The organism is Mesorhizobium sp. B2-3-11, from assembly GCF_006442215.1.
GTDB lineage: Bacteria > Pseudomonadota > Alphaproteobacteria > Rhizobiales > Rhizobiaceae > Mesorhizobium > Mesorhizobium salmacidum.
This window is the reverse complement of record NZ_VFVS01000007.1, coordinates 1-22699: the sequence shown is the minus strand read 5'-3', so window position 1 is coordinate 22699 and position 22699 is coordinate 1. Positions and strand designations below refer to the sequence as shown.

Genomic DNA, 22699 nt, shown 5'->3' with positions numbered 1-22699 from the left:
GCTCTCGGGCCATCGGTTCAATTCGTCAATTGCAGCTTCGAGAACTTGTTGGCGATCTGCAGGAACACGTCCGGCAGTTTGGTCGGGTCATTGACGGCATAATAGTTGCTCGGGTCGGAAGCGCAGGCGCTGTAAAGCGTACGGTTGGCGGGCGTGTCGGATTGCAGCACCAGAGTATAGATTTGCACCGCCTCGTTCTTCAACTGCGTGCAGACGCTCTTGGTCCAGCCGTCGACATTGCGGGCCGCCGTGGCCTGGTTATCCGACCCGAAGCGGCCACCCGCCAGAGAGCCATAGGATGTGTAGTCGGATTTCGTCGGCTGTTCGCTGGCACCATAGACGACATTCTCACCGTCGGTGAGCAACAGCACGATCTTGCTGATACCAGGCGTCTTCCACGGCGCCCCGTCGGTATAAGGCGGAGCGGGCGACAGCACACGCATGCCCCACGACAGACCCTCCGACACGTTGGTGCCCGAGCCGTTCCACTCGGTTATCTGGCTTGCCGCCTTGCGCAGCTTGTCGAAATCTTCGGTCAAGGGAACGACAGGGGTCGGGCAGGAACGGTTCGGGCCAACGGTGATGGAAGTTCCTGTCTCGGTGATAAGTTCCTTGTCTGGCGCCACATATTTGGCGACTTTTTCCTTGGTGGCTTTGTCGGGATCGCTGCCGAGGCCGCTGAAGTCGATGCCGAGCCGGTTGTTGCCTTTCTGTTTGTCCAGCTTGACCGTGTCGCCGGTGTCGGCGAGATAAGAATTGTTGTAGTATTTTGCCTCATTGCCATAAGTGCTGGACGGCATCTGCGCATCTCCGGGATCATCCGGCGCAAAATAGGGAACGAACAGCGTGTCGGGCTTGGTCGGATCGGGCGGCGTGTCGGAAATGCTGTAGGCGCCGGGCCGCGCCTCCACGCAGCCCTTCCATCCCGTGTCGTTCCATCCGGGCTCGGCCCATCCGGTGTCCTTGAGCTGCTTGAACAGCGCCATGTGGTTCGGGCGTTTGCCGTCGATGACGGGGAAATTTATGCCGTTGGTCGAGGATTTGCCGTCCATATCGATCCAGGACGGGTCGAACCCGTCGCCGTTGACGTTCACGGCCGTGACGAATGGCACCAGTGAGGCACGGACCAGGCGCGTCGGCGATTTTGTCGATTCGAGAGTATCGAGCAATGATTTGGTCGCGGCCCTGAGCGCCGTCATACGGGCGCCGCGCATCGAGCCGGTATTGTCCAGCACCAGCACGACTTCGAGCTGACTGTTCGATTCGACCGCCGAGGCATCGACCACGATGTGCTTGCTTTGGCCAAACAGGAAAGCGAAGTTCAGATTGACGTCGGCCGAGGCGACCGCCTTGGTCTTGATGAAATTGACGCCCTTGTCGACGGTCAGCGTCGCCTGCGCGTTGACGAGTTCGCCATGCCCGGCGATGTTTGCCTGGAAATAGCGGTTGAAGGCGTCGGTGCGGGTAATGTCCAGATCGCCAAGATGCGACGAGGCAAGGTTTGCGGAATCGAGCGCGTTCTGCAGGTTGCTCTTCGCCCGCATTATGGTCGAGACATCGGTCGCGAAGGCCACGGCTGACAGAATGGCTGGCAGCCCCAACCCCATCAGAAGCGCGAAATTGCCGCTCTTCGAGCGCCAGAATCTGTTGAGAAGCATCCTTACCCCCGGAAATGCCTGCCGCTTGATATGCGCGGTTGCCCGGTCTTTTGTATGTTGCATGATGAATCGACCGTTGACGGTGGGGCTCAACCCGCGCAGGCTGACATTGTGGTTAAGCGCCGGTTGCCGGGAAAATCGCCAGGCCTTGCGCGCGCCGCAGCTTGATTTTGCGGTGGCTGCGACATCGGGGATGCCGCTTGCCCTTGCCTTATCAGCGGATTGCTGTATAGACGCCGCCAATCTGCCGGTCCCAGCTGGGGGCTGAACGGAGGGCCGGAGGTTTTTTCTAGAACCTTCGTGTGATGCCAGAAGCGCTTCCGCCTCCCGTGTCTCCGCTCTCGACCGTCTCGTCATGCTCCTTTCTTCCCCGCGCCTTTCGAGGCACACGCGGGTCAGAGAAGTTGCAGAGGCTTTTGCCGCCGGGAACCGGGAGAGAAACGAAGAAAGGCACTGATACATAATGGCTCTTTACGAACATGTGTTTCTTGCCCGGCAGGACCTCTCGCAGCAGCAGGTCGATGCGCTTGTCGAACAGTACAAGGGCGTCATCGCAGCAAATGGCGGGTCCGTCGGCCGGGTCGAGAACTGGGGACTGAAGTCCCTTACCTACCGGGTCAACAAGAACCGGAAGGCATACTACACGCTGATGGACCTCACCTGCCCGCCGGCGGCGCTCAACGAGATGGAGCGCCAGATGGGTCTGTCCGAGGACGTGCTGCGTTTCCTGACCATCAAGGTCGAGGCGCATGAGGAAGGCCCTTCGGCCATGATGCAGAAGCGCGAAGAGCGCTCCGAGCGCGGCGGCTTCGGCGATCGCGACCGTGGCGATCGTCCGGCGCGCAGCTTCGGCGACCGCGGCGATCGTGGCCCGCGTTCGTTCGGCGATCGCGAAGGCGGCGACCGTGGTCCGCGCCGTCCGCGCGAAGGTTTTGAAGGGGGTGCAGAATAATGGTCGACATCAACCAGATCCCGACCCGGCGCCCTTTCCATCGCCGCCGCAAGACCTGCCCGTTCTCCGGCGCCAACGCACCGAAGATCGACTACAAGGATGTGCGTCTGCTGCAGCGCTACATTTCCGAGCGCGGCAAGATCGTGCCGTCGCGCATCACCGCCGTCAGCCAGAAGAAGCAGCGCGAGCTCGCCAAGGCGATCAAGCGCGCCCGCTTCCTCGGCCTGCTGCCCTACGTGGTTCGCTAGTTCTTCCGAACGGGCGGTTCGCCGCCCGTTCCTTATCGCCGGCCATGACGGGCATGACCGGTTAGGCATCAAATCCCGAGTTGAGGTCAAAACCTCTAACTGCCGCGACAGGCAGGACAGCGACACCGGCGGCAACGCCCTTTTGCTTCCTGACCTGTTCCAGAGAATTCGGCGCCGGCCTTGTGGACGGACGCCCAACCAAAAGGAACATAATCATGGACGTCATTCTTCTCGAACGCGTCTCCCGCCTCGGCCAGATGGGCGATACCGTCAAGGTCAAGGACGGTTTTGCCCGCAACTTCCTGCTGCCGCAGGGCAAGGCGCTGCGCGCCAACGAAGCCAACAAGAAGAAATTCGAAGGCCAGCGCGCCCAGCTCGAAGCCCGCAACCTCGAGCGCAAGTCTGAAGCCGCGCAGGTTGCCGAAAAGCTCGACGGCAAGAGCTTCATCGCCGTTCGCTCGGCCGGCGAGACCGGTCAGCTCTACGGTTCGGTGTCGACGCGCGACATCGCCGATCTGCTGATCACGGAGGGCTTCACGGTCAACCGCAACCAGATCCAGCTCAACCAGCCGATCAAGACCATCGGTGTCACCAATGTGGCGATCGCCCTGCATCCGGAAGTCGAAGTCACCATCACGCTCAACATCGCCCGCACGGCCGACGAGGCCGAACGCCAGGCCAAGGGCGAGACGCTGACCACCGCCGAAGCTATTTACGGCGACGACATCAACGACAATGCGCGGCCGGAAAACTTCTTCGATCCGAATGCCGAGTTCGAAGGCGGCGAAGAAAACGCCTGATCGCACAGGTCCGAGCCACTCGGACCACCGCTTTCCAGCCATTTCTGGACCAATGCCCGGGCCTCTCGCCCGGGCATTTTTGTGCCAAAAGGAACTTTTCGAAACCCTATATATTGATGCAGAGTAGGACAGCCTGTCTGACCGCGAGGGGACATCGGACAATGAATATTCTGTTGAAGCGCGTTCTCGACCGCCTGGTGCGCACGGGCAATCTCAAAGTAACCGGGCCGCAGGGTTCGACATTCATCTTCGGCGACGGCAGCGGCGAGCCGGTGCATATGCACATCAAGACCCGGCATGCCGAGCGCGCCATCACCTTCGACCCGATGCTGGCGGTGCCTGAATCGTACATGGACGGCGAGCTGGACATTCTTGAAGGCGGCGTGCTCGGACTGATGCGCATTGCCTTCCAGAACATGGGCAGCGGCGGCATCGACGCAACCTGGTCGAAAGCCATCGAGGGCCTGCGCCACGCCTTCCGCCGCCTGCAGCAGATCAACACCGCCTCGCGCTCGCGCCGCAACGTGCAGCGCCACTACGATCTGTCGGGCGAGCTCTACCGGCTCTTCCTCGATGAGGACATGCAGTATTCCTGCGCCTATTTCGAGCAACCGGACATGACGCTGGACGAGGCGCAGGCCGCCAAGAAGCGCCATATCGCCGCCAAACTCCGGCTGAAGGCCGGCCAGACGGTGCTCGACATCGGCTCCGGCTGGGGCGGGCTTGGCCTCTACCTCGCCAAAGCCTTCGACGTCGACGTACAAGGCGTGACGCTGTCGACCGAACAGCATGGCGTCGCCACCGACCGGGCGCATGCGCAAGGGCTGGAGAACCACGTCCATTTCGAGCTGAAGGATTATCGCGAGCTCAACGAACGCTTCGACCGCATCGTCTCGGTCGGCATGTTCGAGCATGTCGGCGTCAACCATTACCGGACCTTCTTCGACAAGGCGGCAACATTGCTGAAGCCTGATGGTGTCATGCTCCTGCACACGATCGGCCGCTCCGGCGTGCCATGGGCGACCAGCGCCTTCATCCGCAAGTATATTTTCCCGGGCGGCTACATTCCGGCAATGTCCGAAGTACTGCCGGCGATCGAGAAGTCCGGCCTCGTGGTCACCGACGTCGAGATCCTGCGGCTCCACTATGCCGACACGCTGAAGCACTGGGGCCAGCGCTTCGCCGCCAATCGCGACAAGGCCAAGGCTATCTATGACGAACGCTTCTGCCGCATGTGGGAGTTCTATCTGGCCGCCTCGGAAGCCGCCTTCCGTTGGCAGGATCTGGTGATTTTCCAGTTCCAGATCACCAAGACGAACGACACGCTGCCGATGACGCGCGACTATATGGCCAAATGCGAAAAAGCTCTGGAAATGCGCGACATGGGGCACCGTGAAGATATGGGGCACCGTGAAGATATGGGCCGCCGCGAGGCAGCTCCCGCCGAGAAGCCCGCCAAGCCCGCCCGCCGACGCAAGGTGGCGGAATAGGAACGGCGCTGTCAGGACGCATTATTGGCGCTTGCCATTGCCGGCTCCTGCCCCGAAAAGGGCCTCGTGATCGAAGCGAGGCCTTTTTCATGACCTATCTCCTCTACACAGCCGCGGCGCTGGCCGAGATCGCCGGCTGCTTTTCGGTGTGGGCGTGGTGGCGACTGGAGAAGTCGCCCCTCTGGCTGCTGCCGGGCTTTGCCTCGCTGCTTGTGTTCGCCTGGCTTCTGGCATTGGTCGACATCAGTGCGGCCGGCCGCGCCTATGCCGCTTACGGCGGTATCTACATCGCTGCCTCGCTCGCCTGGTTGTGGCTGGTCGAGGGCGTGCGGCCCGATCGCTGGGACCTTGCCGGTGCGGCGCTCTGCATGGCCGGCGCCTCGATCATCCTGCTCGCACCGAGAGGGGCATAGGCCGTGGAACTGCCGGCCACTCTTCGACAGGCTGTCGATCGCATTTTGGAAAAGGTGCCGCTGCCGGACCTGAAGCAGGCAGCAAAAATCCTGTCCGACCGCTACCGCGCCGAACTGCGCGACGGGCGCCTGCACATGGCGCAGGACGTGGCGGTCAAGGCCTATCTGACGACGCGGATGCCGGCGACCTACGCGGCGGTCCGCGCCAGCCTCGATGCACTCGCCGAAGCCCGGCCGGATTTCACGCCTGTGACCTTGCTCGACGTTGGCGCCGGCCCTGGTACGGTGCTTTGGGCCACCAGCAATCTCTGGCCTGAACTGGAACTGGCAACGTTGTTGGAGGCGAGTGCCGCGGTGCGCAAGATCGGCGAGACGCTCGCGGCCGGCGCAATCGCGGCCCGGACCATCTGGCAGGCCGGCGATGTCACGACAGACCTTGCCGATCTTCAACCGGCCGACCTCGTCACATGCGCTTATGTGCTGGACGAGATCGTGCCGGCATCCTTGCCCAAAATGGTCGATCGGCTGTGGCAACTCACGACGGACACGTTGCTGATCGTCGAGCCGGGCACGCCGGCGGGCTGGCTGCGAATTCTGGCGGTGCGCCAGCAACTGATCGCCGCCGGCGCGCATCTGCTGGCGCCTTGCCCGCACGAAGCACCCTGCCCGCTCAACCCACCCGACTGGTGCCACTTTGCCCGCCGCGTCGCCCGCTCGCGCCTGCACCGGCTGGCCAAGGACGCGGAGGTGCCGTGGGAAGACGAGAAATTCATCTATGTCGCTGCTTCGCGCCAGCCGGCTGCCTCCCCCGCCGCACGGGTGATCGCGCCACCGAAGTCAGGATCCGGCAAGGTGTCGCTGAAATTATGCGAGGCAGACGGCAATGCCGACGAAAAGCTCTTCACCAAACGCGACGGCGACGCCTTCAAGGTGGCGCGGCGGCTGGACTGGGGCGATGCGCTGGCGTGAGATGAAATGAAGACGCTCTGCAATCCGGTGTCAATCATCGCCCACTTTCCTGTTTTGTTCTCCTTCGAGAAACGCTAAGCTCGCAACTCTTGATTCGTGTCAATTGCGATTCTTTCCACGGAAAAATTTTGGCTGTGAATCGCGAGCATCAAGGCCGCTTCGACACGAGCTGTTGCAGATAAGTCAGCATCGACTTGTCCAGTTCTGATATCGAAAGGCCGGGATCTAAATCGGGGACATCATGGCAGAGGCAGCGCGAAAATTCGGCGTCGCGGAGCAACCGCTCTATCGCGAATCGCCCAACAACATCGAGGCCGAGCAGGCGCTGCTTGGCGCCATCCTCGTCAACAACGATGCCTTCTACCGAGTGTCCGACTTCCTGAAGTCCGGCCATTTCCATGAACCCCTGCACCGCAAGATCTTCGACGTCGCGGCCGAGTTGATCCGCATGGGCAAGGCGGCGACGCCGATCACGCTGAAGACCTTCCTGCCGGCCGACGAAAAGGTCGGCGACATGACGGTGGCGCAATATGTCGTGCGGCTGGCGGTGGAAGCTGTCACCGTCGTCAACGCCACCGATTACGGCCGCGCCATCTATGACTTGGCGACGCGCCGGGCGCTGATTACGGTCGGCGAGGACATGGTCAACATCGCCTATGACGCACCTGTCGACATGTCGCCTTCCGAACAGATCGAGGACGCCGAGCGCCGCCTGTTCGAGCTGGCTGAAACCGGGCGCTATGACGGCGGCTTCGAGAGCTTCACCGACGCGGTCAAGACCGCGGTCGACATGGCCAACGCCGCCTATATGCGCGACGGCGGTCTGTCGGGCCTTGCCACCGGCTTGCGCGATCTCGACCGCCGCATGGGCGGCCTGCAGTCGTCCGATCTGATCATCATCGCCGGCCGTCCAGGCATGGGCAAGACATCGCTCGCCACCAACATCGCCTTCAACATTGCCGAGATGTACGAGCCGGCGCAGCAGGCCGACGGCTCGTTCAAGGCGGCCAATGGCGGCGTCGTCGGGTTTTTCTCGCTCGAAATGTCGTCCGAACAGCTCGCAACCCGTATCATTTCCGAACAGACGGAAATCTCTTCCTCGAAAATCCGCCGCGGCGAAATCAGCGAAATGGATTTCGAAAAGCTGGTCGCCTGTTCGCAGACCATGCAGAAGATCCCGCTGTTCATCGACCAGACCGGCGGTATTTCCATTGCCCAGTTGTCTGCCCGCGCGCGTCGCCTGAAGCGCCAGCGTGGCCTCGACCTGATCGTCATCGACTATATCCAACTGATGCAGGGCTCATCCGCCAAGTCTTCGCAGAACCGCGTGCAGGAAATCACCGAGATCACCACGGGCCTGAAGGCGCTGGCCAAGGAACTGGCCGTGCCGATCATCGCGCTGTCGCAGCTCTCGCGTCAGGTCGAAAGCCGCGACGACAAGCGCCCGCAGCTCTCCGACCTGCGCGAATCCGGTTCGATCGAGCAGGACGCCGACGTCGTCATCTTCGTCTATCGCGAGGAATATTACCTCAAGAACCGCGAGCCGAAGCTCGGCACCGAGGAATACGTCAAGTGGGAAAATGACATGAACGAGATGCGCGGCAAGGCCGAAGTGATCGTGGCCAAGCAGCGCCACGGGCCGACCGGCTCGGTCACGCTCGCCTTCCACGGCGAATTCACCCGCTTCTCGGATTTGGCGGAAGAGCACCACATCGCGGAGAGGTTTGAGTAGCCTCTTGCCCGCGGTCGCAACAGAAATACGGAAGCAAGGCGTCCTACGACGCTTCCCTCTGTTCGGCAGGACAGAAGGGGGCGCGGAGGATCGCGGCGCCCGCAAGCGCGCGGGAAGGTAAAAGCGTGGCCAAATCCCGCGTCCAGTTCATCTGCCAGAATTGCGGTTCGGTGCACCAGCGCTGGGCCGGCAAATGCGATGCCTGCGGCGAGTGGAACACGCTGGTCGAGGAAGGCACGTCGGGCGGCATCGGCTCGGGGCCTGCCAACACGCGCAATGCCCGCAAGGGCCGGGCCGTGGTGCTGACCACGCTTTCGGGCGACATCGAGGACGCACCGCGCATCGTCTCGGGCATCGGCGAACTCGACCGCGCCACTGGCGGCGGCTTCGTGCGCGGCTCGGCACTGCTGGTCGGCGGCGATCCCGGCATCGGCAAGTCGACGCTGCTCACCCAGGCCGCGGCCGCTCTTGCCTCCAAGGGCCATCGCATCGTCTATGTCTCGGGCGAAGAGGCCGTTGCCCAGATCAGGCTGCGTGCGCAGCGTCTCGGCGTCGCGTCGGCGCCCGTGGAACTGGCGGCCGAGACCAATGTCGAGGACATCCTCGCCACGATCGCCGACGGCAAGCGGCCGGATCTGGTTATCCTCGATTCGATCCAGACACTGTGGACCGATCTTGCCGATTCGGCGCCGGGCACGGTTACCCAGGTACGCGCCGCCGCGCAGGCAATGATCCGCTACGCGAAATCCACGGGCGCCGCGATCGTGCTGGTCGGCCATGTCACCAAGGAGGGCCAGATAGCGGGTCCGCGCGTGGTCGAGCACATGGTCGACGGCGTACTCTATTTCGAGGGCGAAGGCGGCCACCACTTCCGCATCCTGCGCACGGTGAAGAACCGCTTCGGACCGACCGACGAGATCGGTGTCTTCGAAATGTCGGACAAGGGTCTGCGCGAGGTCTCCAACCCGTCCGAACTTTTTCTTGGCGAACGGCACGCGAAATCGCCGGGAGCGGCGGTTTTCGCCGGCATGGAAGGCACCAGGCCCGTTCTGGTCGAGATCCAGGCGCTGGTCGCACCCTCCTCACTCGGCACGCCGCGCCGGGCGGTGGTCGGCTGGGACGGCGCGCGGTTGTCGATGGTGCTGGCGGTGCTGGAGGCGCATTGCGGTGTCCGTTTCGGGCAGCATGACGTCTATCTCAACGTCGCCGGCGGCTATCGCATCAGCGAGCCGGCGGCCGATCTCGCGGTCGCCGCCGCACTGGTTTCCTCGCTCACCGGTCTTGCCCTTCCCGCCGATTGCGTCTATTTCGGCGAAATCAGCCTTTCGGGCGCGGTGAGGCCGGTTGCGCATGCGCAGCAGCGCCTCAAGGAAGCCGAAAAGCTGGGTTTTGGTAGCGCGGTTCTGCCCTTGGGCAGCGAGGAACTTGCCGGAGGGATCGGGGCCGGCGCTTTCCAACCCACCGAGCTTGCCGACCTCGTGGCGCGCATAGCCGGCTCACGGCGCAGCCGTGTCGACGATGAAGAGTGACGCGGCTCGCCGAGCCGTGAAAATGAGATCGGAGTGGGGCCAAAGACATGCCGATTACGCTGCTTGACGGAATTCTCGTCGGCTTCACCCTGGTCTCGGCGATGCTCGCCATGGTTCGCGGCTTTTCGCGCGAGGTGCTTTCGGTTGTTTCGTGGGCGGCGGCGGCCGCGGCCGCCTTCTTCTTCTACAAACCGGTCCTGCCCTACCTGAAGCCCTATATCGACAACGAAAAGATCGCCATGGCGGCGGCTGCCGGCGTCGTCTTCATCATCGCGCTGATCGTCGTGTCGGTCATCACCATGAAGCTCGCCGACTGGATCATTGATTCGCGCATCGGCGCGCTCGACCGCACGCTCGGCTTTCTCTACGGCGCCGCGCGCGGCATCCTGGTCGTCGCGGTGGCGCTGCTGTTCTTCAACTGGCTGGCCGGCGCCAAGGCCCCGGCCTGGGTCACGGAAGCCAAGTCGCGGCCGCTGCTGGAACAGATCGGCGCCAAGCTCGAAAGCCTGCTGCCAGAGGACCCGGAAAACGCCATCCTCAAGAAGCTCAATCCGAATCAGCCGGCCGCCGAGACGCCCGCCGCGCCGGACGCACCGGCGGCGGATGCTCCAACCGGTGGCGACGACGCCAATGCGCCGGCGCCCGACGACAACGACGCCGGTCCTGCCGACAATACGGCCAAGCCGCAGCCTGCGCCGGCGAACTGAGGCCCCAAACTGGACGTCGGACGGTCGATCCATGTGAACGACCGCACGCATTGCGTTGCTTTCGACGCGCGACGGCCTTATATGGCGATTTTAGCGGAGCTTAAGATGGCAGACGCAGACGACGTGCTTTCCGCCGAGGCTGACGATCATTTCCATGACGAGTGCGGCGTGTTCGGCATCTTTGGCCGGCAGGATGCGGCAGCCATCGTCACACTTGGTCTGCATGCGCTGCAGCATCGTGGCCAGGAAGCGGCCGGCATCGTCTCCTATGACGGCACCCAGTTCCATGTCGAACGCCATGTCGGCCTGATCGGCGACACCTTCACCAAGCAACGCGTCATCGACAGCCTGCAAGGCAACCGCGCCATCGGCCACACGCGCTACGCCACCACTGGCGGCGCCGGCATGCGCAACATCCAGCCCTTTTTCGCGGAGTTGGCCGATGGCGGCTTCGCCGTCGCCCATAACGGCAACCTAACCAACGCCATGACCGTGCAGCGCGCGCTGCAGCAGCAAGGCGCGATCTTCTCCTCCACTTCCGATACCGAGACACTTTTGCACCTGGTTGCGACCAGCAAGGAACGGGATCTCAACTCGCGCTTCATCGACGCGGTGCGTCAGGTCGAGGGCGCCTTCTCGCTGGTAGCGATGACGGCCAAGAAGATGATCGGCTGCCGCGATCCGCTCGGCATCCGCCCGCTGGTTCTGGGCGATCTCGACGGTGCCTGGATCCTGGCCTCCGAGACCTGCGCGCTCGACATCATCGGCGCCCGTTTCGTGCGCGACCTGAAACCCGGCGAGATGGTCGTCGTCACTTCCAAGGGCATCGAGAGCCTGTTCCCGTTCGAACCGCAGAAGACCCGCTTCTGCATCTTCGAATATGTCTACTTCGCCCGGCCCGACTCTTCGGTCGAAGGCCGCAACGTCTATGAGGTGCGCAAGCGCATCGGCGCCGAACTGGCGCAGGAAAATCCGGTCGAAGCCGACATCGTCGTGCCGGTGCCGGACTCCGGCACGCCGGCGGCGATCGGCTTTTCCCAGGCGGCGGGCATTCCCTTCGAGCTCGGCATCATCCGTAACCACTATGTCGGCCGCACCTTCATCCAGCCAGGCGATTCGATCCGCCACATGGGCGTCAAGCTGAAGCACAACGCCAACCGCCGCATGATCGAGGGCAAGCGCGTGGTGCTGGTCGACGATTCGATCGTTCGCGGCACCACCAGCCAGAAGATCGTGCAGATGGTGCGCGACGCCGGCGCCAAGGAAGTGCACATGCGCATCGCCTCGCCGCCGACCAGCGCATCGTGCTTCTACGGCGTCGACACGCCGGAGAAGTCGAAGCTGCTGGCTTCGCGCATGTCGGTGGAAGAGATGGCCGAGTTCATCCGCGTCGATTCGCTCGGCTTCCTCTCGATCGACGGGCTCTACCGTGCCGTGGGCGAGGCCGGCCGCGACGACGACCAGCCGCAATTCTGCGACGCCTGCTTCACCGGCCAATATCCGACCCGCCTGCTCGACTTCGAAGGCCACGACAATGTGCGCACGCTGTCGCTGCTGGCTAACAATGGGGCATAGGATTGCCGGACCGTCCTTAGCTCCAGCCATATCTGCGGAAGCCATCGCATGACCCTCGACCTTACCGGCCGCGTTGCGGTCGTCACCGGTGCCTCGCGCGGCATCGGCTATTTCATCGCCAGGGAATTGGCGGCCGCCGGTGCGCATGTCATCGCGGTTGCCCGCACCGTCGGCGGGCTGGAAGAACTCGACGACCAGATCAAGGCGGCCGGCGGCCAGGCGACGCTGGTGCCGCTCGATCTCGCCGACATGGCCGGCATCGACCGGCTAGGGGGCGCCATCAACGAGCGCTGGGGCAAGCTCGACATTCTCGTGGCCAATGCCGGCGTGCTCGGCGTCATCTCGCCGATCGGCCATGTCGAGGCCAAGACGTTCGAAAAGGTGATGACCATCAATGTCACCTCGACTTGGCGGCTGATCCGCTCCGTCGACCCGCTGCTGCGGCTTTCGGATGCCGGCCGGGCGATTATCCTGTCTTCCAATGCCGCGCATTCGGCGCGCGCCTTCTGGGCGCCTTACGCTGCATCGAAGGCGGCGGTCGAGACCATGATGCGCTCCTGGGCGCATGAGACACAAAGCCTGCCGCTGCGTGTCAACGCCGCCGACCCCGGCGCCACGCGCACCGCGATGCGCGCGCAAGCCGTGCCCGGTGAGGATCCCGAGACATTGCCGCACCCCTCCGAGATCGCCAAACGCATCGTGCCGCTGGCCAGCCCGGATCTCAAAGAGACAGGGCTGATCTTCCAGGCCAAGCACAACCGCTTCGTCGCCTACCGGCAGCCGGAATAAACTCGAGCCTTTGACGGTGCTGAAGAGGCGGCCATGATGGATCATCACGACCGCACCGTTCTCGACGCCTCGGCGGCTGTTCTATTGCTTTGCGACAGATTGAGTGGCGACTGCAACACGCCTAGCCCGAAAACCTGCAGAATCATGACGCGGCTGTTCTCTAAGGCGGCGGTCATGCTTTCGTCATTTCCGAGGAGTTGTTAGCATCGGACGACTCCCACACCAAGCGCCCTGCCGGGCAGACAAGGAAAACTCCATGGCTACGACCGCAGCATTGGTCTGGTATCTGGTAATCGCCGGTCCGCAGGGCGGCATGGTCGTGCTGCCCAGCACCTTCGACAAGCGCGAACAGTGTACCGCCGCCATCACCGAGTATCAGAAGCAGCCGACACCCGCCGGCTGGTCCGTGCAGTGCGTGCCGAGCGCCTCGCCCTTCACCGACGAAGGCGACGCCGAAGAGCCGGCAGCTCAGTAAGCATAGGTATCACAAGGCCCGCTGCCATTGCTGCGGGCCTTGTGATTCATCACCGCGCGCTCACCGTCAGTTCCGGCTTCTGGTTGATGGTCTGGAACACCACGCAATAGCGCTCGGTCAGCTTCAGCAGCGAATCAATGCGCTCCTGCGGTTCCGGCGTGTCGAGACTGAAATTGAGCCGGATGGCGCGAAAGCCTACCGGCGCGTCCTTGGCGACGCCGAGTGTGCCGCGAAAATCAAGGTCGCCTTCGGCTTCAACGGTCGCGGCGCCGAGCTTGAACTCGAGCGCCGTGGCCACCGCCTTCAGCGTCACCCCGGCGCACGCCACCAGCGCCTCGAGCAGCATGTCGCCGGAGCACAGTTCCAGCCCCGAGCCGCCTGTTGCCGGATGAAGGCCGGCGATTGCCAACGCCCTGCCCGTCTCCACCTTGCAGGCCACCGACTGTTCGTCGATCGAGCCCTTTGCCCTCAGCGTGATCAGTGCTTGCGCGGCGTCGTCGCGGTAGGCCTGCTTCAGCGGGGCCTGCATGGCCTTGAGCTCGGTTGCGTCCATTTTCGTTCCTTCCGAACGGCTTTCTGCCTTGATAGCACGGCCGTGCAAGACGTGTGAGCCAATCCGAGCAGGACGTCCAAGCTATCAGGAACTGGTGTCGGCGGGACAGCAGGAGGCTCGCCGTCCTGTATTCCCTTTGACTTCATTCGCCTCGGCCATACCTATGCGGGTGTCGTCCCGCGGAGACCTCATGCGTTCCAAGCTGAAACTCGTCTGCCCTGTCCTCTTCATGCTTGCCGGCTTCGCGCAGCCTGTTCTGGCTGAAACGCCAGAGCGGCCGGCGCCCGCGGGCGGCGTGCTGTCGCTGCTGCCGCCGCCCGCGATCACCGACCATTCGATCAGCATTGGCGGGCGCAGCCTGCAGTACCAGGCAAAGGCCGGCACGCTCCCGCTGCTCTCCGGCAAGGGCGAGGTCACAGCGGAAATCTTCTATGTTGCCTATACGCTGAAACCGCGGGAGAGCGTCGCGACGGAAGCACCGCGGCCGATCACCTTCGTGTTCAACGGCGGCCCGGGCGCCGCATCAGCCTATCTGCATCTCGGCGCGCTCGGACCGCGCATCGTGGCGACCGGAGCCGACGGGGAATTCCTCCCTTCGCCGCAAAAGCTCGTCGATAATTCCGACAGCTGGCTCGACATGACCGACCTCGTCTTCGTCGACCCGGTGGGAACCGGCTACAGTCGCGAGGCTCCTGGCCAGGACACGCACGACTTCTGGGGCGTCAGCCAGGACGCCAGTTCGATCGGTGCCTTTATCCGGCTCTATCTCGCCCAAAACGGCCGCACGGGATCCCCGCTGTTCCTCGTCGGTGAGAGCTATGGCGGGTTTCGGGCGGCACTGCTTGCCAGGACGCTGCAGGAAGATATCGGCATCAGCCCGAGCGGCGTCGTGCTGATCTCACCGGCGCTGGAATTCACCCTGGTGCAGCCCGACGAATTCGAGCCGCTGCATTGGGCTCTCGAACTACCCTCGCTCGCGGCGGTCCGCTTGCGCAGTGAAGGTCTTGACGGCGATACACTGCGGAAAAAGCTCGCCGAGGTCGAGCATTATGCACTTGGCGAGTACCTCACCGCGCTCACCAGCGGGCTGGAGCAAGGCGGGCGGCTGGCGAGCGATCGCGTGGCCGAGATCACCGGCCTGCCACCCGACCTCGTTCACCGCAACTTCGCCCGCGTCCCGACCTCGCTCTTCGCAAGGGAGTTTGCCCGTGCCACGGGCAAGGTGCTCAGCCCCTATGACGGCATGATCGCGACGGCGGACATCGCTCCCCAGAGCGCCCGCATCGCCGGTCCCGATCCGGTGCTGGACCGCAGTGTGCCGGCGCTGACCTCGGCCTTTGTCGGTTACGCGCGCGACGAACTGAACTTTCGCACCGATGTCAGCTACCGCTTGCTGAACGGTGATATCAGCCACAACTGGGACTATGGCACGAGCACCTCGCGCCAGGGCTATGCCGGTGTGATGGACGATTTGCAGCGAGCGCGCTCTCTGAATCCCGCGCTGGGCGTCGTCATCGTCAATGGCTACACCGATCTCGTCACTCCTTATCTGGCGTCACGTTATCTGGTCGGCCAGATCCCGTCGCTCGCCGGCGCCAGGCCGATCCGCCTCGACGTCGTTGAAGGTGGGCACATGATGTATCTCAAGCCGGACGGCCGGCGCGCGCTGAAAGAGGCCGCTTCGGAACTTTACCAGGCGACGCAGTAAACGACAGAGACATCGAACTTACGGGCAACCAAGGCCCGGCACCAATGGTGCTCGCCCCAGCCGAACGCAGGCCAGTTGCTAGCGCAGTGATCAAGGTATCCCAAATGGGACATTGACGGACAAGGCCCTAAAACCGTCTGATCCGGAAAAGTTTCGTCGTCCCATTTTCCGGTAGTCCCACAATGTCACATACGCTCTCGACCACACCGAGACAGGATGGTTTTCGCGCCCCTGGCGAATTCGAACCCAAATCAGGCTGTTGGCTGATCTGGCCAGAACGGCCGGACACATGGCGTCTGGGTGCCAAGCCCGCGCAGAAGCTGTTCGCCAATGTCGCGGCGGCGATCGCACAAAGCGAGCCGGTGACCGTGGCCGCATCCAGCCGCCAGTGGCGGAATGCCAGAGCGCGATTGCCTGCCGACGTGCGCGTCGTGGAAATGTCCACCAACGATTCCTGGCTACGCGACAGCGGCCCCAATTTCGTCGTCAATGATCGAGGCAGCGTTCGCGGCGTCGATTGGGTCTTCAACGCCTATGGCGGTTTCGACGGCGGGCTCTACTCGCCATGGGACCTGGACGACCTCGCGGCGCAAAAGGTCCTCGAGGTTGAGAGGATGGACCGCTACCGCGCGCCGCTGGTCGCGGAGGGCGGCGGACTGCAATGCGATGGCAAGGGAATGCTCATCACGACCGAGCAGTGCCTGCTCAATCGCAATCGTAATGCCCATCTGGGAAAGGCGAAGGTGGAACAGCAGCTTGGCGACTATCTCGGTGTCGACAAAATCATCTGGCTGCCGCGCGGTTTTGCCTTCGACGAGACGGATGGCCATGTCGACGACCTCTGCTGCTTCGTGCGCCCTGGCGTGGTCGCGCTAAGCTGGACCGAAGACCGGGACGACCCGCAATATGAGATCGTGCGCGAAGCCGAGGAGGTGCTGTGTTCGGCCCGTGATGCGCGTGGCCGTGGTCTTGAGGTTCATCGGCTTCCTCACCCCCTACCGATCGAAATGACGATGGAGGAGAGCGAGAGCGTGGACCGGGTCGATTCGACCTGGGCACGGCCGGCCGGCAACCGGATCGCGGCGAGTTACATCAACTATTATCCAGGCAACAGCGTTGTGGTCGTGCCTGAGTTCGGCTGCGATCTCGATCGCAAGGCAAAGCAACAACTGGCCACGCTGTTTCCCGACCACAAGGTGGTCGGCATCGAGAACTCCCGCGAAATCCTGCTCGGCGGCGGCAACGTCGCCTGTATCACCTTACCGGTTTACGCGCCGCAACGGCGTTGAGCGGCAAGCGTGCCGAAGTGAAATCAGAACGGTGCGCCGCATCGGCCCGCCAGGCAAAAGGAGATACTCATGCGCGCTCTGCTCTTCCCAATCCTGACCGCCGCGCTTGCCTGCGGCATCAGCTTCGGCGTCGCCCGGGCGGACGATGAGAAGGTGGTCAACGTCTACAACTGGTCCGACTATATCGCGCCGGACACGGCTGAGAAATTCGAGAAGGAGACAGGTATCAAGGTCCGCTACGATGTCTATGACGGCAACGAGGTCCTTGAAACGAAACTGCTCACCGGCGGCTCAGGATATGACGTGGTCTATCCCTCGGCCTTTCCATTCCTGAAGAATCAGGTGAAGGCTGGCGTTTTCCTGCAGCTCGACAGATCGAAGCTTTCAAACCACTCGAAGATCGATCCGCAAGCCTTGTCGCTGATCGCGGGCGCGGATCCGCAGAATCTGCACGCCGTCCCTTACATGGCCGTCACGGACGGCATCGGCTACAATGTTGCTGCCATCAAGCAACGGATGCCGGACGCGCCGACAGATTCCTTCGCCATGGTCTTCGACGCCGACGTCGTCAAGAAATTCTCCGATTGCGGCGTCGCCATGATCGATGCCCCGGCGGAGATCATTCCGATGGCTATGAACTACCTGCACATCGACCCCAGGTCGACCAGTCCGGACGACCTCGTCAAGGTCGAAGAGCTGATGGGCAAGGTGCGGCCCTATATCCGTTACTTCCACTCGTCGAAATACATTAACGATCTGGCGAATGGCGACATCTGTGTCGTGCTGGGCTGGTCGGGCGACATATTGCAGGCCAAGACCCGTGCGGCGGAATCCGCCAAGAAGCTGGAAATTGCTTATTCCATTCCCAGGGAAGGCACGCTGATAAACTTCGACACGATGGCGGTGCCAAAGGATGCGCCGCATCCGGAGAATGCCGAGGCCTGGATCGATTTCAATTTGCGGCCCGATATCGCAGCGGCCAATTCCAGTTATGTTTCCTACGCCAATGCGATCCCGGAATCCCTGCCGCTGATGGATCAGGCTGTAGCCAAGGATCCCGGCGTTTTCCCGCCCGATGACGTAAAAGCCAAGCTGTTCGTGGTCGAGAACAACGACGCAAAGTTGCTGCGACTGCAGAACCGCATGTGGACACGCGTCGTGACGGGGCAGTGAAGCTGGCGAAACGAAACCGTCAGTCGCGCGGGGCCTCCCAGCCGGCGGCCAGCAACTCGACCTGGGAGTGCACACCGAGCTTGCGGTAGATCTGTTTGATGTGGTTGCGCACGGTGCCGGGTGAAATCGACAGGTTTCGCGAAATCGTCTTGGCGCTGCCGCCCTCGATCAGGAGCCGTGCGATCTGCCTTTCCCGGGCGCTGAGGTGCGACCCTGCGGCTTCGATTGCGGCCCCCTTGTCCCGAAGACGGCACAAATGAAGCAGCCTTTGCAGAATAAGCTTTGTGGCGCTGCTCGCCGCGCCGGCCACCGCCAGATCATGCTCGCCAAAACGCGGCGCGCCATCGCGGCGCAGAAAGGTCACATAGCCGGCGGTCAGTCCGTCGAGATTGAACACGCCGGTTATTTCATCGAAGCTGCCGGACGGCCCGTAGAATTCGCGATAGTACGGCGTGCGCTGGAAATCGCCGTGGCTGAGAGCCGACAACGGCAGCAGGAAATCCTGTCTGGTGCTGGCGAACCTCTGGAAGAAGGGATCCTGGCGATAGATGCGCGCATCATAGTCGCGGTTCCAGTGATCGGGTCCGGCCTCGTCGATGGTCAGGGACGTTATGTCGCGACGATAGAAACCGACATAGGCGCGATCCGAGCCAAGCAGCACGCTTGCCGCCGCGCTGAAGCGGGCCGACAAGTCTTCGGGCGTTGCCGCCAGGGCCGCGGCGGCCACGCCACCGCTCCAGCGTCCAAGCCGGTCGAGAGAAAAATTCGACTGCATGCGCGCCCAGACTAACGCAAGCCCCGCCAACTTCAAGCTGGCGGGGAACCACGACGCCACCGGCGAAATCAGTCCTGCGGCCGCCTCCGCAGATCGTCGCCCCATCGACTGGTTGGAATCACGCCTGGGCTTGCGATCTCACATGGGCGATGTAGCCGCGCACGTCGCCGGCCGGGCCGGCATAGGCCTTGCCGAGCTTCTTCTCCATTGCCGCCATGTATTCCTTCGCCCATTTGGGCAGGGCGTAGTCGATGACGGCGAGGAACTCGAGGGTCGCCGCAAGGCGGATGTCGGCGATCGACGGGCTCTTGCCGCCGATGAACGGCTTGCCGTCGCGGAAGAAGGAGTGGAAGACCTCGAGCGGTTCGGCAATGGCGGCGACCGCGGCCTTCTGCGCCTCCGATTTCCTGTCCGGGTGGGCGTCGCTGTGCCCGACCTCGCCGGCATATTGCGGGAAGCCGAGCGCCGGATAGGTGGCGCGCGCCACATAGGGATAGAGCGTGCCGATCAGATAGAACATGGCGCTGTCTATCATCGCCCGCTTGGCTGGCGCCCTGGGGTAGAATTTCTCCAGTCCATGTTTGTTGGAAAGATATTGCATGATGGCGCAGCTCTCCCAAAGCACGCCGCGCGGCAGGCCCTTGTCCTCGATCATCGGCGTCAGATGGGCCGGATTGCGCGCCATGTATTCCGGCGAGCGCGTCTGCCCCCACGCATCGGCCTCCGCATGGTCGAGCCCGGCAGCACGGGCAAAGACGCGAACGGTCATGTTGTTGACGCTCGGCTTCAGCATGCTGATTGTCAGTGTTGGTTTCTTTGCCGGTTTCGCCTTGGCCTTGGCCTTGGCCTTGGCCGTGGCCTTGCCGGCGGCTGCCTTTGACACCGTCTTGGCCGCGGGTTTGGCCGCAGCTTTTGCTGCAGGCTTCGCTGCGGCTTTTGACGCTGGTTTGGCCGCCGGTTTCCTTGGGCTCTTCGTCACTGTCTTTGCCACGTATTCCTCCCTTGCCTGTTCAGCCTTCAATATGGATTTTTGGGTGCCCGGTCGGCCGACAATGTCGCGCGCACGCGTTCCACCAGCGCCTGGATGGCGTCAGCCAGGTGCACTTCGGCGATGTTGTAGTCGCCACGCGCGACACGAAGCCTATGCGCCTCCATCAGCACGTCGGCATGGGTGAAGCCGGCAGGCGGCTCGAAACGGTAGGAGGCAAGCTCGATCAGCAGGCCGAGCGGATCCTCGAAATAGATCGAATCCATGAAGCCGCGATCCTTGACGCCGCTGTGCTTGATGGCGCGCTCGTCGAGCCGGGCGACTGCCTGCAGGAAGGTGACGCGCGACACCGCAAAGGCGATGTGATGAACGCAGCCCGGATCGGTCGGCGTGCGGCGCTTCACAGCCGTCCGGGTCTCGTCGGTGAAGATGGTGATCAGCCGGCCGTCGCCCGGATCGAAATACAGATGGCTTTCGGTCGGCTTGTCGAGGTTGGGCTGCTCGAAGATGAAAGGCATGCCCAGCACACCTTCCCAGAAATCGATCGAGGTCTGGCGGCCGGCACCGACCAGCGTGATGTGATGGACGCCTTGCGACTGCAGTTTCTGCATCGGCCCTCTCCCCAAAATCCGCTCTGTCAGAGGCGGCCCGTCAGGCCGGACCTGCACATGCTACATCCAGCATGGGCTGAGCGCCAATTCCCTGTCCGTTCCCCGGCGTTCTGCGCGCCTGCCCTTCGGCCCCCGCTTTGTGAGACGACGCTAAACCAATCAGCCGAGCCGCGCCAGAAGCGGCATCCGGGACAGGCTGTATTTAGCGCTGCCCTCCCTTGCCCCAAACGCAAGCCCTGCGCTGGAGCAGCGCCGTGCGGATTTCGCCAGTATAGTTGGCAGGTGCGGGGCCGACAGGGGCTGGAGCCGCCTTCACTCAAGCAGGCTCACGCCTTATGGCCGATATCGCCATTCTCGATACACGCGAAAGGGTTCTCGCCGGCATCTTTTTGACCGGCGCCGCCTACTTGCTGTTTTCGACGCAGGATGCCTCGATCAAGCTGCTGGTTACCAGCATGACTGTCTGGCAGATCCTATTCTTCCGCAGCATCACCATTCTCGGCGCCTGCGCGGCCATAGGCGGGCGGCAGTTGTTCGCCGATACGGTGCGATCGCCGATCGTGCGGCGGATGCTGGTTCGCAGTGCCTTCACGCTTGCCGCATGGCTTTGTTATTACAATGCGGCCCGCAGCCTGCAACTCGCCGAACTGACCACCGTCTATTACGCGGCCCCGATCATCGTCACCGTGCTTTCGGTGGTCCTGCTCGGCGAAAAGGTGCCTGTCCTGCGCTGGCTGGCGGTTCTGATCGGCTTTGCCGGTGTCTTTGTCGCCTGCGATCCCGCCCATCTCGGCCTTTCGGTACCCGTGTTGCTGGTGCTGACGGCTGCCTGCCTGTGGGGCATCGCCATCGTGCTCCTGCGCAAGACGGCACTTGCCGAGCGCTCGATGATCCAGCTCCTCCTCAACAATTTCTATTTCCTGGTGTTTTCGGCGGTGCCGGCTTTGTTGTGGTGGCATACGCCGGACCCGGCGCAATTGCTGCTTCTTGCCAGCGTCGCTGCACTCGGCGGCCTGGCGCAATATCTTCTCTTCGAAGGCATGAAGCGCTCGCCGGCATCGATCCTGGCGACACTCGAATACACCTCACTGTTGTGGGCGTTCGCGCTCGGCTTCGCGATCTGGGGCGACGTGCCACGCCGCGAGGTTTTTCTGGGTGCTGCCCTTATCGTCGCCGCCGGCCTGCTGATCGTCGGCGGCGAGCATTTCCGCAAGCGGCTGTGGTATTCATTATTGCTGACGCTACGATGTCAGGGGGAGTGGCGTAGTCTTGCGGTATGACTGATGTGACAGCCACCACCGACATTGTCGCCGAGCGCACGCTGGGCGTCATTCTCGTGTCATCCTCGGCGGCTGTATTCGGGCTGACCGGTGTGCTGACCAAGTCGATCCATGCCGATCCGCTGACGATCACCTGCTGGCGCGGCTTTGTCGGCGCGATTCTGATCAGTCTCTACGTGCTGTGGCGCCGCCACCGTGCCGGCAATCGTGAGCCGCTGCGGCTCGGCTGGCGCGGCTGGCTGCTGGCGGTGGAAGGCGCGCTGGCCAGCATCGCCTTCATTTCGGCATTCAAGTTCACTTTCGTCGCCAATGTCGCGGTCATCTACGCGACGTCGCCCTTCATTGCCGCCGTGCTGGCCTGGATGCTGGTGTGCGAGCCTTTCCGCCTGCAGACGATGATGGCCGCGGCCGTGTCGCTGTGCGGGGTTGCCATCATGGTCTGGTCGGGTTTCGGCACCGGCAACCTGTTCGGCGATGGGCTGGCGCTGCTGATGACGGCCGGCAGCGCGCTTTACATGATCATGGTGCGCGCGTTCCGCGACACGCCCGTGGTGTGGGCCGGCGCGGTTTCGGCCTTCCTGTTGTTCATACTTGGCTGGTTCGTTACCGATCCCCTGGCGGTCTCAGCAAGGGACGCGGTTCTGCTTGCCGCATTCGGCGCGTCCTTCGCGCTGGCTTCCGTCCTGTGGACGGAAGGCTCGCGGCTTATCCCGGCGCCTGAATCCGGCCTGCTCGGCTCGGCGGAAGTGCCGTTCGCGATCTTGTTTGCATTTCTGTTCCTGGCCGAAATACCGCCGGTGGCCAGCATGGTCGGCGGCGCGATCGTGCTCTGCGCGGTCTTTGCCCACGCCGGCCGCGACTGGCTGATGGCACGCTCCCGGCAAGCGTCGTCAAATATTTCTTAAAAAATTTCGGAAGTCACGGAACCATTACCGTGCTCGGACATTGTTGCTGCGACGGGCCACCCCCCAAGTCCCCCCAAACC

General features: G+C 63.0%; 22 protein-coding genes. 17 read left to right on the top strand and 5 right to left on the bottom strand.

Annotation, left to right across the window (positions count from 1 at the left end; all coding sequences use genetic code 11):
• Nucleotides 1-17: 17 nt before the first annotated feature.
• Entirely contained in the window at nt 18-1658 is a 1641-nt protein-coding gene (locus FJ960_RS11650) for a pilus assembly protein (RefSeq protein ID WP_140714021.1), read from the bottom strand.
• A 463-nt stretch (nt 1659-2121) separates the two neighbouring features.
• Between FJ960_RS11650 and rpsF the strand changes: the two genes are divergently transcribed.
• The 12 genes from rpsF to FJ960_RS11590 all read left to right on the top strand — a co-directional run bounded on the left by rpsF (nt 2122) and on the right by FJ960_RS11590 (nt 13337).
• On the top strand, nt 2122-2610 hold the full coding sequence (gene rpsF / locus FJ960_RS11645) for a 30S ribosomal protein S6 (protein ID WP_027144123.1): 489 nt from the start codon (nt 2122-2124) through the stop codon (nt 2608-2610).
• On the top strand, nt 2610-2858 hold the full coding sequence (rpsR, locus tag FJ960_RS11640) for a 30S ribosomal protein S18 (RefSeq protein ID WP_006203718.1): 249 nt from the start codon (nt 2610-2612) through the stop codon (nt 2856-2858). The genes rpsF and rpsR overlap by 1 nt, the downstream gene beginning before the upstream one ends.
• 215 nt (nt 2859-3073) lie before the next feature.
• On the top strand, nt 3074-3658 hold the full coding sequence (gene rplI, locus FJ960_RS11635) for a 50S ribosomal protein L9 (RefSeq protein ID WP_027144124.1): 585 nt from the start codon (nt 3074-3076) through the stop codon (nt 3656-3658).
• Nucleotides 3659-3819: 161 nt separating this feature from the next.
• Nucleotides 3820-5148 (top strand): cyclopropane-fatty-acyl-phospholipid synthase family protein, encoded by a 1329-nt coding sequence (locus FJ960_RS11630; RefSeq protein WP_140509842.1) that lies wholly within the window; start codon nt 3820-3822, stop codon nt 5146-5148.
• Between the two features lie 89 nt (nt 5149-5237).
• Entirely contained in the window at nt 5238-5561 is a 324-nt protein-coding gene (locus tag FJ960_RS11625; protein WP_140509840.1) for a YnfA family protein, read from the top strand.
• Between the two features lie 3 nt (nt 5562-5564).
• Nucleotides 5565-6530: a small ribosomal subunit Rsm22 family protein gene (locus FJ960_RS11620; protein ID WP_140714018.1), complete on the top strand. Its 966-nt coding sequence runs from the start codon at nt 5565-5567 to the stop codon at nt 6528-6530.
• 241 nt (nt 6531-6771) lie between these two features.
• A complete protein-coding gene (locus FJ960_RS11615; RefSeq protein WP_027144128.1) occupies nt 6772-8262 on the top strand; it encodes a replicative DNA helicase in 1491 nt (496 codons plus the stop codon).
• Nucleotides 8263-8387: 125 nt separating this feature from the next.
• Nucleotides 8388-9791 carry a DNA repair protein RadA gene (gene radA / locus FJ960_RS11610; RefSeq protein WP_027144129.1) on the top strand — a complete coding sequence of 468 codons (1404 nt, stop codon included), beginning with the start codon at nt 8388-8390 and terminating at the stop codon, nt 9789-9791.
• 47 nt (nt 9792-9838) lie between these two features.
• Nucleotides 9839-10498 (top strand): CvpA family protein, encoded by a 660-nt coding sequence (locus tag FJ960_RS11605; protein WP_140509835.1) that lies wholly within the window; start codon nt 9839-9841, stop codon nt 10496-10498.
• 105 nt (nt 10499-10603) lie between these two features.
• Complete coding sequence (gene purF, locus FJ960_RS11600; protein WP_140509833.1) at nt 10604-12073, top strand: amidophosphoribosyltransferase; 1470 nt, start codon at nt 10604-10606, stop codon at nt 12071-12073.
• Between the two features lie 48 nt (nt 12074-12121).
• Nucleotides 12122-12862 carry an SDR family NAD(P)-dependent oxidoreductase gene (locus FJ960_RS11595; protein WP_140509832.1) on the top strand — a complete coding sequence of 247 codons (741 nt, stop codon included), beginning with the start codon at nt 12122-12124 and terminating at the stop codon, nt 12860-12862.
• Between the two features lie 256 nt (nt 12863-13118).
• Nucleotides 13119-13337, top strand: coding sequence for a hypothetical protein (locus tag FJ960_RS11590; protein ID WP_015318519.1), 219 nt, complete (start codon nt 13119-13121; stop codon nt 13335-13337).
• Between the two features lie 49 nt (nt 13338-13386).
• Here FJ960_RS11590 and FJ960_RS11585 read toward each other — a convergent pair whose 3' ends face one another.
• A complete protein-coding gene (locus FJ960_RS11585; RefSeq protein ID WP_140509830.1) occupies nt 13387-13890 on the bottom strand; it encodes an OsmC family protein in 504 nt (167 codons plus the stop codon).
• Nucleotides 13891-14080: 190 nt separating this feature from the next.
• Between FJ960_RS11585 and FJ960_RS11580 the strand changes: the two genes are divergently transcribed.
• The 3 genes from FJ960_RS11580 (at nt 14081) to FJ960_RS11570 (ending at nt 18060) form a co-directional block, all read left to right on the top strand.
• Entirely contained in the window at nt 14081-15598 is a 1518-nt protein-coding gene (locus FJ960_RS11580) for an alpha/beta hydrolase (protein ID WP_140714016.1), read from the top strand.
• Nucleotides 15599-15780: 182 nt separating this feature from the next.
• Nucleotides 15781-16887 (top strand): agmatine deiminase, encoded by a 1107-nt coding sequence (gene aguA, locus FJ960_RS11575; protein ID WP_140714014.1) that lies wholly within the window; start codon nt 15781-15783, stop codon nt 16885-16887.
• A 69-nt stretch (nt 16888-16956) separates the two neighbouring features.
• Nucleotides 16957-18060: a polyamine ABC transporter substrate-binding protein gene (locus tag FJ960_RS11570; protein ID WP_140714012.1), complete on the top strand. Its 1104-nt coding sequence runs from the start codon at nt 16957-16959 to the stop codon at nt 18058-18060.
• 19 nt (nt 18061-18079) lie between these two features.
• On the opposite strand, the gene FJ960_RS11565 is transcribed toward FJ960_RS11570, so the two are convergent.
• The 3 genes from FJ960_RS11565 to FJ960_RS11555 all read right to left on the bottom strand — a co-directional run bounded on the left by FJ960_RS11565 (nt 18080) and on the right by FJ960_RS11555 (nt 20434).
• Nucleotides 18080-18787 carry a LuxR C-terminal-related transcriptional regulator gene (locus FJ960_RS11565; RefSeq protein WP_246672732.1) on the bottom strand — a complete coding sequence of 236 codons (708 nt, stop codon included), beginning with the start codon at nt 18785-18787 and terminating at the stop codon, nt 18080-18082.
• 166 nt (nt 18788-18953) lie between these two features.
• Complete coding sequence (locus tag FJ960_RS11560) at nt 18954-19826, bottom strand: glutathione S-transferase family protein (RefSeq protein ID WP_140714008.1); 873 nt, start codon at nt 19824-19826, stop codon at nt 18954-18956.
• Nucleotides 19827-19852: 26 nt separating this feature from the next.
• Entirely contained in the window at nt 19853-20434 is a 582-nt protein-coding gene (locus FJ960_RS11555) for a VOC family protein (RefSeq protein WP_140714006.1), read from the bottom strand.
• Nucleotides 20435-20769: 335 nt separating this feature from the next.
• Here FJ960_RS11555 and FJ960_RS11550 point away from each other — a divergent pair, with 335 nt between their 5' ends.
• Both FJ960_RS11550 and FJ960_RS11545 read left to right on the top strand, forming a co-directional pair.
• Entirely contained in the window at nt 20770-21714 is a 945-nt protein-coding gene (locus FJ960_RS11550; RefSeq protein WP_140714004.1) for a DMT family transporter, read from the top strand.
• A complete protein-coding gene (locus tag FJ960_RS11545; RefSeq protein ID WP_140714002.1) occupies nt 21711-22619 on the top strand; it encodes a DMT family transporter in 909 nt (302 codons plus the stop codon). Before FJ960_RS11550 ends, FJ960_RS11545 begins: the two co-directional genes overlap by 4 nt.
• Nucleotides 22620-22699 lie beyond the last annotated feature (80 nt).